Genomic DNA, 13,839 nt, shown 5'->3' on the forward strand with positions numbered 1-13,839 from the left:
TATGAATGACGTTCGTTTTGATAGTAAGCATCAGCTTGGTATTATTACTTTAACTCGCCCACAGGCCTTAAATGCTATTAATTTACCTATGATTAAAGCTATGCAACAGCAATTGCTGTTGTGGGAGAAAAATGATTCAATTAAAGCCATTGTTATTCAGTCTGAATTAGAAAAAGCATTTTGTGCCGGTGGTGATGTGCGCTGGCTTTATGAAACTGGATTGAAAAATAAAACTGAGCAAATGCAATTTTTCTGGCATGAATACCGATTAAACCATTATATTCATCACTTAAAAAAACCTTATATTGCTTTGCTCAATGGAATTACTATGGGCGGTGGTGTCGGTATTTCTTTGCATGGCTCTTATGCAGTCGCTAACGAAAAATTTATATTTGCTATGCCGGAAACAGGGATTGGGTTATTCCCTGATATTGGCGCAAGTTATTTACTAGCTCGGTGTCCAGGTGAAATAGGACTGTATTTAGCATTAACTGGTAATCGTCTAAATGCAGAGGAAGCTTACGCTGCGGGCTTAGTAAATTATTTAATCAGTAATAACGACCTGACAACAGTAATACCTAGACTTTGTGAATTAGATTTAAGTCAAAACTCACATGAACAGATTAAAAATTTCTTCCAAACTCTTGCTAAAAATAGCGATTTAACTTTTCCTAATAGTGAAAAAATTAACTATTATTTTGCTAAAAGTAGTGTGCTAGACATTATCTCTTCTTTAAAAGAAAGTGATGATCCTTGGGCTTTAGCAACGTTAAAAACGCTAGAGCAAAAATCACCTTTAAGCTTAGCAGTGACGTTTGAGCAAATTAACAGAGCGAAATCTTTGTCAATGGCTGAATGTGTTAAAATGGACTACCGTTTAGTTGGTCATTTTATGCAAGATCATGACTTTTATGAGGGGATAAGGGCATTGTTAATTGATAAAGATAAAAATCCACGATGGTCGCCCGATAACTTAAAAGCTATTACCCCAGCTTTAGTAGCGAACTATTTTGAACACGATGGAGAAGAGCTGACTTTACTTTTAGAGCATTAATTAATTGCTAAAGTTTAGCTTGGTATTACAGGATGTAAATGCCACAAAACCTACCAGCTTATTAACCGAATTTAAGCTATGTCCTGTGACCACTTTGCGGGACGTAGTAGAGTAATTTGTTGAACTCTAGGATGAGCAGCTTTGGTAAAGTCAATTTTAAATGAATAGAAATACCTACTGCCTGTAGGTATTTCGTAAGAGAATAAATCGAATATTATTAATTTAATACAAATTGAGACTGCGTGGTTTGTTGCTCAGATGGGCTACTTTTCTTATTAAATACACTCAAACTTTTAACTTGCTTTAATGATGTTTTATAAGCCGCTGACTCATTATTTACTTCTGCATTAATTTTTTCTACAGCGTTTTTTATTAGCTCACATTTATGTTCTTGCCCTTTAGCTTCTATCATAGTTACCACAAAGGTAGCGTTTGGATATTGGCTATGTAATTGATTCATTGCCTCAATTTGATAATCAATTTGTTTCTGCTCAATTTCCTCTAAGGGTATTAATTCATTAGCAATATTTCTAAAGGGTAAAAAGCCTGTACCATTTAAAGCAATAGACTGCTCGTCTTTTTTTGGTCTTTCAGGATTTAACCCTTGATAAATGGCATTAATTATTTTATCAAGCGCACCAGCGTAACTAGTTAAGTTTTTATCTGATAGTAACAGTTTAAGTTGCTCTAAAATAAAGTTCTCATCAGCTAAATTAAACGGTTTTTTTAATAATGCATTGATTGCGGATAATTCTTGTGAGCGAAGTATAGTATTAAAGTAATTAGCTATATTTTCTTTAGATAAAGTAATTGCAGTAGCTGTATTAGAATTAGTTCGATTAAACTTTAAATGCTCTTTAATAAAAGCTATTTTTTCTTGGTTGTTTAATTGATGAATATCTTCTTTATTAATAGTTATATTATCTCTTATAGCTAATAAACAATACATTTCTGTACAAACAAGATTGTCTAAATTTGTATAAAGCGTTTTTAAATGTTCTATATCAACATTAATGCCATCTTTAAAGTGGTTTTTGAAATCGTAAGCCGTGTGTTGAACACTATTTTGGGAGAAAAATACTGTATTAGTACTATTATCATAATAATAGGTATAAGGATGATCATTGCCAAAAGATTGTTGCAGGTTATGGTAACTTATAATACCTAACTGGGTACAAAGCAGGCTAACTGAAGTTTCATTAAACTGATTATTTTCTTTTAATTGCTCAAGCTTAATCAGTAATTGTTGCCGTAATTGTTGCAAATCATTTAACTTATCTTGTAAATATGATGGGATAGAAGGCTCCTCTGAGTTACTTTTTTTAAGTAATTTAAAGGATAAATCTTTAATAAAAATATCTGGGATACCATTTTTTAAAAGTTGTTGACTATAAAGTGAGTTAACAGAGCGCATCTTAAACCAGGGCTGTAAGGATTTTACTACCTCTTCTGCAATGTCAATGCGAAATTGTTTTGTATTTAAGTAAGCAACTAATTCCTTAATATTAGAAGGCTCTAAAAAGTTAATATTAAAATCACCACTAATAATGTCACCACTTTCTGCAGATGATAAAATTTTTTCAAGATTGTCTTTTGCTGTGCCATTAGAAGAGCCATGCACAGGTATCAAAGTTGCAGCAAAATCTTGCGTAAAAACTAAGACATCATCTTTTTTGGTATTAAGCTTAAGAGGCATTATTTAACTCCCTTTAGTCATTGTAAATTTAATTAAGATTGTTAACAGGCGTATTCTATAAATTTTGCTAAGCTTTGCAATGTTTGATTATATTTTTAAAGTAGCTTCTGACTGACTTAGTTAAGATTATTCGATTAACTATTTTTTTGTTAAAGGAATAGTTTATTAATATTGTGAAACCGGTAATTAACTTACATCATGAATAAATTCTAAAAGTAATTGATTAAATTTATTGGGCTCATCAAGCATGACCGCATGGCCAGCATTGTTAATAAAATGTACTTTGTTTCGCCAAAGATTTTTTACAACTATTTCTTGCTGAACATAGTCATAGTTAATTGCAATGTCTTTTTCTCCGCCTACAATAGCAATAGGCTTATCTGAGGCTGCAACAAGCGTGCATTGGTTTCTTCCTATGCCATTAAGGATAGATTGGGGATAAAGCACACGTGCGTTTTCATCGGTAGTTAATATTGCATCGACTAAAAATTCTTTTTCTCTACTACCATCAAAGCCTGAAACTTTAGCCAATAATTTGGCCTCCTCTAAGGTTAGGTGTGGTTTACCGAAGCAGGCCATAATCTCTGGATCAAGAGCTTTAAAAGCACTTTGTAATCCATGTACAGAAATTTCAATAGGAGGAGTTCCAGTAATGAATAAGCCAATTAGTTGAGGAAGCTGATCAATCATTTCCAAAGCTACATGGCCACCTAAAGACCAACCAATAATTATTAATTTTTCAATAGCTGTTTGTTGTAAAGTCGTAATAATAGCTTTTGCAAAGCCAGGAAAATTGTAAGTTTCTAAGGGATTAGTTGGCGGTGGGCTTAATCCATAGCCAGGTAGGTCAATAGCAAATCGATGATAAGGTTTAAACTCGGCAGCATTCATCTGTTGATAAAAAAAATTTTTATTAGTACAGTGGCCATGCAAAAATAATAAGGTAAGCGGCGCTGTTGGATTTTCTTCCCAAATTGACAGTTTATTACGAAAAAGCATCATTAATAGATATAAACATTTTGGCAAATACTAGCACAAAATGAAAAATTAATTAATAGACGCTTTAACCATTAAAGAAAATTTTTCTAATTATATCGAAGCGCTACTTTGGTGTTGAAATGCGATTTCTTGATCCCTAGTTTCTATACTATTGACAATAGCCCCTCTTAAAGTTGCAATGGCTCTTATTGAATAATTAGCTTTCAAGTTATCATGAAATATAAGTAAAAGCGTAAGCGTTTCTAATTGTAAGTCTTCTTTAGATAAATCTTGTTTTATTAAATCGTCTAGGGCTTGAATAAATTCATTAATGGTATGACTATGTTTTCCTTTAAAAAAAGACATACCTTTATGTTTACGTTGATGTAATTCTTTATGGTCTTCAAAATTGGATTTAACTAATTTAAGTCTATTAATTAATGTATTTCTGTCCGCTAGTATTAAACGATTTATATCAGTTTCTATAGAAGAAAAAGAATTACTTGGCATTAATTGTTCATCTTGTTGGTTTAAAAGCTCATTTGCCAAGCGTAAACCTAGTTCCTGTTGATCTTTTTCTTTTGCAATAAAGGGTAGACCACACTGATGCATAACTAATCGGACTAGCTCAGTATTGGGTTTTTGCGCGAAGGCGGCAATGATGCGCATATATTGCTGTTCGGGATTTAAACCTCTAAGTTTTAGTAGGGAATCTTTAGAAGGAAGTAGCCTAGTAAAATCAAAATTACTATAAATGACTTTTGCTGCTTCCTTAATAAAATCTGAATCAATATAATCAATATAATTCTCAGTAATCTGATTACGTAAGTTTAAAATAGCTTTATCTTCGTATTGAGAGATATCCTCATCAACTAGCATAGGTAAAACGTTACGCAGAAACTTTATATTAGGGTTATTGCGATTAAGCATCTCCATTAAGATTAACAAGCGTGTTTCTTTAGGAAATTGATAAGTCTCATAATTCGTATTATGTTCTTGATTATAGAAAAATAAAATTTCCTCAAACTTAAATTGATCTTGTTTAAGCAACGCTGTAAATTTTTTACTTTGTTTAAAGATATTAAAGGCTTTAGCTTCCTCTGCTGTAAGATTACGTTCTAAGTCTTCAAGGTGAACATCCCTTAAATGTATTACACTTTTTTCCTCTTTAAGGTCATTAATATCTATGTTTAAAAGACGAGGTAAAACAGTTCTTAAAAAATTAATATTGTCACTTTTAAGCATGGCTAAAATGGCAATTAACTTATCAGTATCTGTTTTGATGTTTGCAGGTAGAATGGGCGGAATGGCAGAATATTTTTTAAATTGACTAAATACCTCTTCATACTGATTTGGTAGCAAGGTTAGTGTTTGCCTATGTAAAGCATTAAAATATCGGCCTACTTTTTCTTTGTTTTCTGCAATAACTTGACGACTTGCAACAACATATAACTCATGCTGAAAAGCACGTAAGAGCATTTGGCTGTATTCTTTTGGTGGTAATGCCTCACCCTCTTTTTCAGTTAATCGTTTAAAATGGACAAGTAGTTGGCCGAAATTTATATCTTGAGCAAGATAACCTTCCTTTTTTGCCCAAGTGAACAAGTCTGTAAAATGTTTATGGCCATAAATTTTGGCATATAATTCATTTTGTAAAAAACCAGTTACAAAACCACTGCCTGTTTGGTAATGAGGGAGGTAGCGACTATCGCCATTATTAAAAAGGGTTACTTTGATTTTTTTGTCATCTATAGGAGAAAGGTTAGTTGAGATGACGTTACCACATTCACCACGTCCAGTCGGAAAGCGTGAGCGAAGGACAGTATTAGTTGGCAGTTCATGAATAGGCAAGGTAGGGAAAACTAATGAAGCAATTTCACGCGTGTATTCAGCAATTTGCTTTTCAAATTCACGCTTATCTGACATATTCATCATTGAAAAAGGAATTTCAGCACCGATATACAATACGTCATTGGCATAAAATACCCGAATTCTTGGCGGCCTTATTAAATTCCAACCATATTTCTCTAGGGGTTTTTGCCAGGCAGTTAGGTCTAAGGAGCGCTGCGCTTTTTCTAACTGATCGCAGGTAAGAATATCTACACCAAATTCATCTTTAATAAAGAAGGTTGTGGTACCATGAAAGGGTACAACAGGCATTGCAGCTACATCTGAGGTAGTATCTTCTAAAGAATAAGTTCTTTTATCCGGATAAATAATCTCATGTTTCTCACTATCCCCTTTTAGAGTGCCTACAGCCAAATGAATTTGGATATCATCATCTTTTAAGCCTTGCTCTTCTAAAATAAAAATCACTTGATCTGCTAAGGTAGACGTTAAATTAAGATTTTCAGAGATAAGATAGGTATTTCCTTGATTACATAAGGTATTTAGTAATATTTGCTGTATATCACGAATTTGGATTTGACTAAATTGCTTAGCAGCAAAAACAGTGTCATCACCTTGTTGAAATCCTTGTTCAACTGAAAAGCTACGTTGATGCATTAATTTTAATAATGCTTCTTTATCAACACCATCTTCAATAAGTTTAGCAGTGACGTCTTCGTATTCGAAGCGAAAAATATTAGCGCGTGATGCAGCACGATTAAAGCACCTATTTTCTACGTCTAAGCGCTTATCTATAATGACAATTTTAGCTTCTGGATCTAGCTTTCTAACTTTTAAAGCACGATGCAAGTTAACAGGACCTGCGCCAACAAAAACATGGGTTGTCACAAAATACCTCTTTATGATTTCAAATAGAACACACTGTGCCAGATTATATATTTGAAAACTTAAGGTTTACTTAAAAAGAAGGCATGAAATAAATATTTATTTTGCAAAGAAAAATTTTGGTAAATTACATTTGTTTTTTAATTAAATAACGTAATATTCTTACTGTAATGTGTTTGTTTAATTTATTAATTAATTTAAGGGGTTATAACTATGGCTAATGTGGAGTGGCCCGCTGAGGATTATGCAATTGGCTCGTATGTCCAGGCAACATTGGCGGATAAATTATTACCAAATTTAGCTATAAAGCCAACGGATAACGTTTTAGATATCGGCTGCGGCAATGGTAATTACAGCCGCAAAATCCTTGCTAAAGTCCCCCAAGGGTCAGTGTTAGGAATTGACCCTTCTGACAATATGCTTTCTTTAGCGCAACAGGTTTGCCTAGATTACCCTAATTTCTCGGTAAAAAGAGCTAATGTACTTAGCATGAATTATGTTGAGCAATTTGATTTGGTAGTTTCTTTTTGGTGCTTGCAGTGGGCTACAAACCTTAAAAAAGCGTTTACAAACATTATTAGAGCACTTAAGCCCGGTGGCAGAATCTTTACGCTTTTTCCAGCAGGGGATGATCCTTATATTAATGCATATTATGCGCTTAAAAATTCAGACAAGTTCCCAGCTCTTCAAGGTTTTAAGCCACCAGTAGATTATAAGGAGCTAGATAATCTTACAGAAAAGTTAAGTACTATTACCTGTAAAAAAATTAATGTAGCTTTATTATCTGAATCTATAACTTTGCCAAATCTAGATTTTTTTAGAAAATTTATTAATGGTATAGCCTTTTATCAAGGACAAATACAAGAATCTGAAATAAAAATACTTAATGCAGAAATGGTTAATTGGTATGAAAAAGAATGTCAGGAAAAATGGCAGGGGAAGTATCAATTTCAAGTTTCAATGTATTTAGTAACGGGCGAAAAATAATATTAGAATTTTATTATAAAGTAAGTTGAGCATTGACCCAACTAATGATTTAACGAGTTTTGGACTAAGGGTTTGCTCAAGATTACTATTAAAAACTTAAGTAGACTATTAATTAAATGCTATTAATTAGATAATGATAGGAAAAATTCGTAGTCTAAACAACCTTTATGATAACAGTAGATAAAATCTTACAAACTTTAAAAAAACAAGCTTATATTCAAATCCCTTTTGCTATTAATAATGAACAAATAGAGCAAGCAATGGCAGGTTTTTTTAAGTTTCTCGAGGAGCCCAAAGAGGTTAAAGAGTATATAAATTTTACTATAGCGCCTAATCATCGTCGCGGTGATGTTGGCTTTAAGCATCGACAAGCAGATGATCATATTTATAATGATAATAAAGAATTTTTTCATTTTCATCCTGCTATTTTTACCCACTGTAAAGATTATTTAGCTACACATAAGGATGTGGCTGACTTTATTAATAAAGCCAAACCTATTTGGGATGAGGTTTATCAGACTACTTTTAATATATGTAAATTATTAGAACCAATTTATTCAGGTATAGTTGATAGTATCTTTGCAACAGATAAGCCGCATATTCTCTTACGATTTTTAAAATATAATTGGCAACAATCAGGAAAATATTTAGCTAAACCTCATTATGATGCGGGTTCTTTTACCCTCGCTATTGCAGAAAGTTGCCCGGGCCTTCGAATTGGTAAAAATCCCGATGATTTAAAAATAATAAAACATGACTCAGGTCATGCGCTTTTTATGATTTCATCAAATTATCAAAAAATTATGCCTAGCGATGACTTGTTTCCCGCTTGGCATGATGTTATTCAACTGGATGAAAAATTAATTGGACAACCATTCGCCCGTTGGGCACTCGTTGCTTTTATTGATGCCCATAATGTTAAAGCGCTACCAAGGACTGAAACACATAAGTGGTTTACCCCATAACTGACTTTATGCTAAAGCTTTCTTAGTTAAGGTGTCCTTTAGCCGATTGATTATGTTTCCAAATTGCAGAGTTAGCGCTGTTATTATGACTGATGCAGAAAATGGTGAAACACTTACTAATTATTTAATACCTCTGATTGCGCAAAAATACCACGGGCCTTGTTATTTTTCTTATTTTGCTGAATTAATTATTATTCCTAAAGACGCTTGTTAAGCTTAAATGAAATGCTAAGCTTAATTGAAATAAAGGATTATTGAGCTTAGCATGGACAATACGGACTTATTTAATACTATCCCTTACCCAATTATTCAAGCCCCTATGGCAGGCAAAATTGTTAGCCCTGAATTAACGGCGGCTGTTTCTAATGCAGGTATGTTAGGTTCAATTGCCACAGGGTATCTTAGTTTAAAAGCATCCGAGAAGCTCATTTTAGCTGTTAAAAAACTTACTAAAAAGCCTTATATCGTTAATATTTTTATTGAAAAAATCGACCTAAGGAACAAGTTCTACCAAAACCTAGAACGCTTTTAGCTCTTGAAAGAGAAGCGAGTCTCATACCACAAGATACATTCGTGATACCTAAGAGTATTGAGCAAGAAGATTTTGCGAAACTGCTTGTGAAATACGGGGTGCCTGCTGTTAGTACTACATTTGGTATTTTTGATTTAGACATCACAAATTATTTAAAAGCTAATGGTATTAAAATTCTAGTTAATTGTTGCAATTGTGCCGAGGCAAAATTAGCCGCTTCACAGGGTAGTGATGCTTTAATTTTACAAGGGGCTGAAGCAGGAGGCCATCAGGGTAGCTTTTTAACCAATAAACCAAATAAGCTCTCTTCTCTCACCTTATTAAAGCAAATTAAAGCCTTAAATTTAAATTTGCCTTTAATTGCTGCAGGTGGAATTAATTTAAGTAATATTAGCGCTTATTGGGAAGCAGGTGCTAATTTCGTACAGTTAGGAACATTGTTTATGTTAAGTAATTTGAGCTTATTAAATGCGGAGTGCCTACACTACCTCGTTTCTCAGGCCCCACATGTTAAAACCATTTTGACTGATGCTCTGACAGGTAAATGGGTACGCAGTATAGCAAACCCCTTAACTCATCTATTAAGCCAATCTAACTATTCATTTCCAATTCAGCATTATGCAACATCTTATTTAAGAAGCGAGGCTAAAAGAAATGATAATTTTGATTTCGCTGGACTCTGGCTAGGAGAACATCCATCTTATCAAATTTTTTTGATTGAAGATTTATTAAAGCAGCTAAAAGCTGCTTATGATGAATATTCTACCAAAATTAATACTAGGTAAACGCTTTATTTTACTTTATAAAGGATAGAAATACCTTTTTAACCTGTACCTATTTTTTAACCTTGTCTGCCTCTTAATTTTTTCCTACTCTTTAACTTTTTCCCACTTCTTAACTTCTGCCTACGTCCCTTAACTTCTGCCTATGTCCTGCGACTTATTCGCGGGATCCAGTAAGTTAGTTAAATCACTGGGTCCTGTGGCTAAACCACAGGACGTAGGCGTGGTAGAGTAATCTAATTAAGTCTCTAGATTAGTAGATAAGCTGCCGAATAATAGCCTGGTAGAATATCTAATTAAATCTTTGGATTAGTAGATAAGTTGCCGAATAATAACCTAGGGAAGTCCTTATTTATTCTTCCCCTTTAACTTCTGCTTACGTCCCGCAACTTGTTCGCGGGATCCAGTAAATTAGTTAAATCACTGGATCCTGTGGCTAAACCACAGGACGTAGGCTTGATAGAGTAATCTAATTAAGTCTCTGGATTAGTAGATAAACCACAGACTGATAGCCTGGCAAAATTCTTCTTTATTCTTCCTCTTTCACTTCTGCCTACGTCTCGCGACTTGTTCGCGGGATCCAGTAAGTTAGTTAAATCACTGGGTCCTGTGGCTAAACCACAGGACGTAGGCGTGGTAGAATAATCTAATTAAGTCTTTGGATTTTGTAGATAAACCACAGAATATCAGCCTGAAGGAGAAATCCTTTTGAGTTTTCATTTTTTATCTTGTGCAAATTATTTTTTATTATCCGAAGAGGTATTAAAATCGCCTAAGTTTTGCTTTGCTAATTGAATAATTTCTAAAGATGCTTTTTGTGGAGAACCCGTGTCAAAAGGAGGTTTTGGATCATATTCCAACCTAAGCTGTAAACTTTGAGCAATAGTATCATTAGTAAGCTTTGCCGTAAGTAACAAAGCCATATCAATTCCGGCAGAGACGCCTGCTGCGGTAATAATTTTCCCAGCTTCAACTACACGCTGTTGAATTGGTTTAGCTCCCCAATTGGGTAATTGATTTAATACAGCCCAATGCGAAGTAGCATCAAGACCTTTTAAAAGGCCTGCAGCGCCTAATATAAGACTGCCTGTACATACAGAAGTAGTCCAAGTTGTCGTTTCGTGAATTGTATTAATCCAATTTAAAATAGTAGGGTATTCAATTAGTGAGGTAGCATTACCAGCTCCGGGAACAACCAGTACATCAGCTTTGCTAATTTCAGATAGCTGATAATCAGCAATTAATTTAAGGTCTCCAGCATAAGTATTTATGACGCCCTTAGTTAAAGCAACGCGTTTGATTTCGGCACCCGGTATTCTACTTAAGACTTCATGAGGGCCAATCACATCTAAAGCGGTCATATTATCATAAAATAAAAAGACAATTTGCAAATTAGCCTCCTAATGATCTCGCGTTAGCACAGGCAAATTAATAGCTCAGCGTGCTTTAAAAAAATAGGGCTCTTAAGAGCCCTAGAAGTAAAATCAATAGTCTTAGCTATTGTTATTGTTGCTGTTGCTGCTATTGTCATTTTGTACTTCACAAGTAATCTTAGTGCAATCACGGCAATGCTTAGCTGCAAAACTAAAAGCATCTTTAGCAGACATTTTTTGTTGTTGCATTTTATCATCAGCAGCTTTATCAGCTTGAGAATTGCTGCTGCTAGCATTAGTTGTGCACATCCAATGAGCTTTCATACTCGTATGAGTCATTTGGCCATTATTACTACCCATGTTGCTAGTAGTACTAGTATTAGTAGTTGTAGCGCCTGTGGTACCAGTAGTACCTGTAGTGCCAGTATTGCTCATGCTACCGGAGCTAGCGAAACAAGCAACGCTGCTTGCCATTAAAATAGAAAAACCTAAGATAGCTTTATTCATGATGCTCTTCCTTATGTTAAGTTAATATCCTATTTTGAACATCTAAACCATACGACGTTTATTATAGCAGAATAATTTTTATTCAGTTATAATAAATAAAATGAACTGCAGTAAAATAACTGCAGCCTATTATACTACATCATCCTTATAACAAAAAGCTACTTTCCATGGCGAAGCGCGAGAGCTAAAAAGACATAACTCCAGCCACTAATTAGAATTTCAATAGCAATAAGTAGGCCAATAACCCAAAGTCCACTAACAGGCCAACTACTAAGAATAATAATACCCATAATAATTGAAGCAATGCCTGCTAAAATCAACCAAAACCAGCCCTTTGTTTTTTTTAGGGTAAAAGCCATCATAAACCGAATAAAACCTATGGCAATTAGAACCCAAGCTAGCATGGCAGTTAGAATAGTTGAAGCCAATATTGGATCATAAACAATTAAAATTCCAGCCCAGATATAGAGTATAGCAATAAGAATATGCCAAATGATTGCCTTCCAGCCTTTCGATTTAAAGGCATCTATAAGCTGAATGATGCCGGCAATAATTAAAATAGCGCCAATCACTAAAATACTTGCTAACGTAACTAAAACAAGCATTCCTAAGGCTAAGGTTCCGAGAATAATAAATAAAATTCCTAATGCCAGTAACCAGCCCCAATGACGTTTTAAACTTGCCGGAATAGCTATAAGGTTATTGTTGTTGTCCATAACTAAATGACCTATTGTAAGTTATCTTTATCAATAATAGATATCGAGATGCTAAAATGCCAGAAAACTTAAAAGTTTTAAGACTAGGTTAATAAAAGAGGTTTAATAAGTAATGAGTATTGATAAGCAACTTATAAATAAATTACGTGAAGAAACGCCAGGTACTAAACAAGTTTTACATTTTAATAACGCTGGCGCTGCTTTAATGCCTTTACCGGTTATTAATACTGTTAAAGCTCATCTTGATCTAGAGGCGGTTAGAGGAGGATATGAAGCGGCTGAGCAAGTAGAAGAGCAAATTGAACGTTTCTATACTTTAACTGCCCAATTTATAAATTGTCAGGCTAATGAAATTGCTTTTATGGATAATGCGACGCGTGCATGGGATATGGCTTTTTATAGCTTACCCTTAAAGAAGGGCGATCGTATTTTAACTGGTATGAGTGAGTATGCCAGTAATTACTTAGCATTTTTACAGCGTGCTAAAAACATTGGTGTTGATATTGAGGTAGTTAAAAATGATCAAAGTGGCCAATTAGATTTAGAGAATTTAAAAAATAAGTTAACTAATGATGTAAAGCTAATTGCCATTACTCATGTGCCTACGCAGGGTGGATTAATTAATCCTGTAATAGAAATAGGTAAAATAGCGCGTCAATCTAATATTCCCTATTTGCTTGACGCAACCCAATCAGTAGGACAAATTCCTATCGATGTTGAGGCGATAGGTTGTGACTTTCTTTGTGCGACAGGACGTAAGTATCTACGTGGTCCACGTGGTACTGGCTTTTTATATATTCGCGAAAAAATGCTTAACCAAAGTGAACCTGTTTTTATTGATTTGCATTCAGCGACTTGGACAGCAAAAAACCAGTATAAGTGGCGGGCTGATGCTAGACGTTTTGAAGTATGGGAGCAGAATATTGCAGCCAAACTTGGTTTGGCTAAAGCAATAGAATATGCCTTAGATTTAAAGATGCCTACAATTTGGTCTAGGATTTATAATTTAGCAAGTCTATTGCGCCAACGTTTAGCTCAACTACCCAATTTGCAATTACAAGATTTAGGTGAGAATCAGTGTGGATTAGTTACCTTTACGTTAAAAAATTTGTCTGCCCAAGATATTAAAAAACATTTAGCGCAATTAAATATTAATGTTTCAGTTTCTTTGCAAGAATATTCTCGTCTCGATTTAGAAAGTAGAAATATTACCGATTTAGTTAGAGCGTCTGTGCATTATTATAATACAGAAGAGGAAATTGAAAGTTTCTGTACAGCGCTTAAAAATTTAAACACGAGTCTTAATAGTCGCTAGGGAGAGACAAAAGGGGTTAATTGGAAGACTATAGCGAATTATATATAGAAGTTTGTAAGCTAACGGACCACAGAAAACTAACCCTTCTTGGCTACCTTAGTAGACTTTGAAAAAAGATGCTAAATTATTATCTTTTTTCTCTTATCGGAATAGCTAATTTTATTTTAAGAAAAAAGTTTAATACCGAGAAGTTAGTGAATA

13 protein-coding genes are annotated in these 13,839 nt (G+C 34.1%); 7 read left to right on the forward strand and 6 right to left on the reverse strand.

From position 1 onward, the window contains the following. Position 1: 1 nt before the first annotated feature. A complete protein-coding gene (locus tag ACNVED_RS04985) occupies positions 2–1,054 on the forward strand; it encodes an enoyl-CoA hydratase/isomerase family protein (RefSeq protein WP_419420657.1) in 1,053 nt (350 codons plus the stop codon). A 217-nt stretch (positions 1,055–1,271) separates the two neighbouring features. Here the strand turns inward: ACNVED_RS04985 and ACNVED_RS04990 are convergent, their stop codons facing one another. The 3 genes from ACNVED_RS04990 to ACNVED_RS05000 form a co-directional block, all read right to left on the reverse strand. Next, a complete protein-coding gene (locus ACNVED_RS04990) occupies positions 1,272–2,750 on the reverse strand; it encodes a hypothetical protein (protein WP_419420658.1) in 1,479 nt (492 codons plus the stop codon). A gap of 186 nt (positions 2,751–2,936) precedes the next feature. After that, positions 2,937–3,752: an alpha/beta fold hydrolase gene (locus ACNVED_RS04995; RefSeq protein WP_419420659.1), complete on the reverse strand. Its 816-nt coding sequence runs from the start codon at positions 3,750–3,752 to the stop codon at positions 2,937–2,939. A gap of 87 nt (positions 3,753–3,839) precedes the next feature. Further along, a complete protein-coding gene (locus tag ACNVED_RS05000; RefSeq protein ID WP_419420660.1) occupies positions 3,840–6,464 on the reverse strand; it encodes a hypothetical protein in 2,625 nt (874 codons plus the stop codon). A 210-nt stretch (positions 6,465–6,674) separates the two neighbouring features. On the opposite strand from ACNVED_RS05000, the gene ACNVED_RS05005 reads away from it, so the two are divergent. From ACNVED_RS05005 to ACNVED_RS05025, 5 genes are all read left to right on the forward strand, one after another. Continuing rightward, complete coding sequence (locus ACNVED_RS05005) at positions 6,675–7,448, forward strand: class I SAM-dependent methyltransferase (protein ID WP_419420661.1); 774 nt, start codon at positions 6,675–6,677, stop codon at positions 7,446–7,448. Between the two features lie 167 nt (positions 7,449–7,615). After that, positions 7,616–8,413, forward strand: a complete 798-nt coding sequence (locus ACNVED_RS05010) for a hypothetical protein (protein ID WP_419420662.1) — start codon at positions 7,616–7,618, stop codon at positions 8,411–8,413. An 85-nt stretch (positions 8,414–8,498) separates the two neighbouring features. Next, positions 8,499–8,627 (forward strand): hypothetical protein, encoded by a 129-nt coding sequence (locus tag ACNVED_RS05015; RefSeq protein ID WP_419420663.1) that lies wholly within the window; start codon positions 8,499–8,501, stop codon positions 8,625–8,627. A gap of 51 nt (positions 8,628–8,678) precedes the next feature. Next, positions 8,679–8,945, forward strand: coding sequence for a nitronate monooxygenase (locus ACNVED_RS05020; RefSeq protein WP_419420664.1), 267 nt, complete (start codon positions 8,679–8,681; stop codon positions 8,943–8,945). A 41-nt stretch (positions 8,946–8,986) separates the two neighbouring features. After that, complete coding sequence (locus tag ACNVED_RS05025; protein ID WP_419420665.1) at positions 8,987–9,730, forward strand: nitronate monooxygenase; 744 nt, start codon at positions 8,987–8,989, stop codon at positions 9,728–9,730. Positions 9,731–10,464: 734 nt separating this feature from the next. Here the strand turns inward: ACNVED_RS05025 and ACNVED_RS05030 are convergent. The 3 genes from ACNVED_RS05030 to ACNVED_RS05040 all read right to left on the reverse strand — a co-directional run bounded on the left by ACNVED_RS05030 (position 10,465) and on the right by ACNVED_RS05040 (position 12,323). Then, a complete protein-coding gene (locus ACNVED_RS05030; RefSeq protein ID WP_419420666.1) occupies positions 10,465–11,118 on the reverse strand; it encodes a DJ-1/PfpI family protein in 654 nt (217 codons plus the stop codon). Positions 11,119–11,220: 102 nt separating this feature from the next. Beyond that, positions 11,221–11,607 carry a hypothetical protein gene (locus ACNVED_RS05035; protein ID WP_419420667.1) on the reverse strand — a complete coding sequence of 129 codons (387 nt, stop codon included), beginning with the start codon at positions 11,605–11,607 and terminating at the stop codon, positions 11,221–11,223. A 158-nt stretch (positions 11,608–11,765) separates the two neighbouring features. Further along, the gene (locus tag ACNVED_RS05040) at positions 11,766–12,323 is read right to left on the reverse strand and encodes an HdeD family acid-resistance protein (protein WP_419420668.1); all 558 of its coding nucleotides are present in this window, start codon (positions 12,321–12,323) and stop codon (positions 11,766–11,768) included. Positions 12,324–12,435: 112 nt separating this feature from the next. On the opposite strand from ACNVED_RS05040, the gene ACNVED_RS05045 reads away from it, so the two are divergent. Then, positions 12,436–13,638 (forward strand): aminotransferase class V-fold PLP-dependent enzyme, encoded by a 1,203-nt coding sequence (locus ACNVED_RS05045; RefSeq protein ID WP_419420669.1) that lies wholly within the window; start codon positions 12,436–12,438, stop codon positions 13,636–13,638. Positions 13,639–13,839: the final 201 nt, after the last annotated feature.

This window comes from Legionella sp. D16C41, from assembly GCF_048541585.1.
Classification (GTDB): domain Bacteria; phylum Pseudomonadota; class Gammaproteobacteria; order Legionellales; family Legionellaceae; genus Legionella_C.

Excerpts from the sequence above, each read along its gene's own strand:
- ACNVED_RS04985 (WP_419420657.1), top strand. The coding sequence starts at position 2 with ATGAATGACGTTCGTTTTGATAGTAAGCATCAGCTTGGTATTATTACT.
- ACNVED_RS04990 (WP_419420658.1), bottom strand. The coding sequence starts at position 2,750 with ATGCCTCTTAAGCTTAATACCAAAAAAGATGATGTCTTAGTTTTTACG.
- ACNVED_RS04995 (WP_419420659.1), bottom strand. The coding sequence starts at position 3,752 with ATGATGCTTTTTCGTAATAAACTGTCAATTTGGGAAGAAAATCCAACA.
- ACNVED_RS05005 (WP_419420661.1), top strand. The coding sequence starts at position 6,675 with ATGGCTAATGTGGAGTGGCCCGCTGAGGATTATGCAATTGGCTCGTAT.
- ACNVED_RS05010 (WP_419420662.1), top strand. The coding sequence starts at position 7,616 with ATGATAACAGTAGATAAAATCTTACAAACTTTAAAAAAACAAGCTTAT.
- ACNVED_RS05015 (WP_419420663.1), top strand. The coding sequence starts at position 8,499 with ATGACTGATGCAGAAAATGGTGAAACACTTACTAATTATTTAATACCT.
- ACNVED_RS05020 (WP_419420664.1), top strand. The coding sequence starts at position 8,679 with ATGGACAATACGGACTTATTTAATACTATCCCTTACCCAATTATTCAA.
- ACNVED_RS05035 (WP_419420667.1), bottom strand. The coding sequence starts at position 11,607 with ATGAATAAAGCTATCTTAGGTTTTTCTATTTTAATGGCAAGCAGCGTT.
- ACNVED_RS05040 (WP_419420668.1), bottom strand. The coding sequence starts at position 12,323 with ATGGACAACAACAATAACCTTATAGCTATTCCGGCAAGTTTAAAACGT.
- ACNVED_RS05045 (WP_419420669.1), top strand. The coding sequence starts at position 12,436 with ATGAGTATTGATAAGCAACTTATAAATAAATTACGTGAAGAAACGCCA.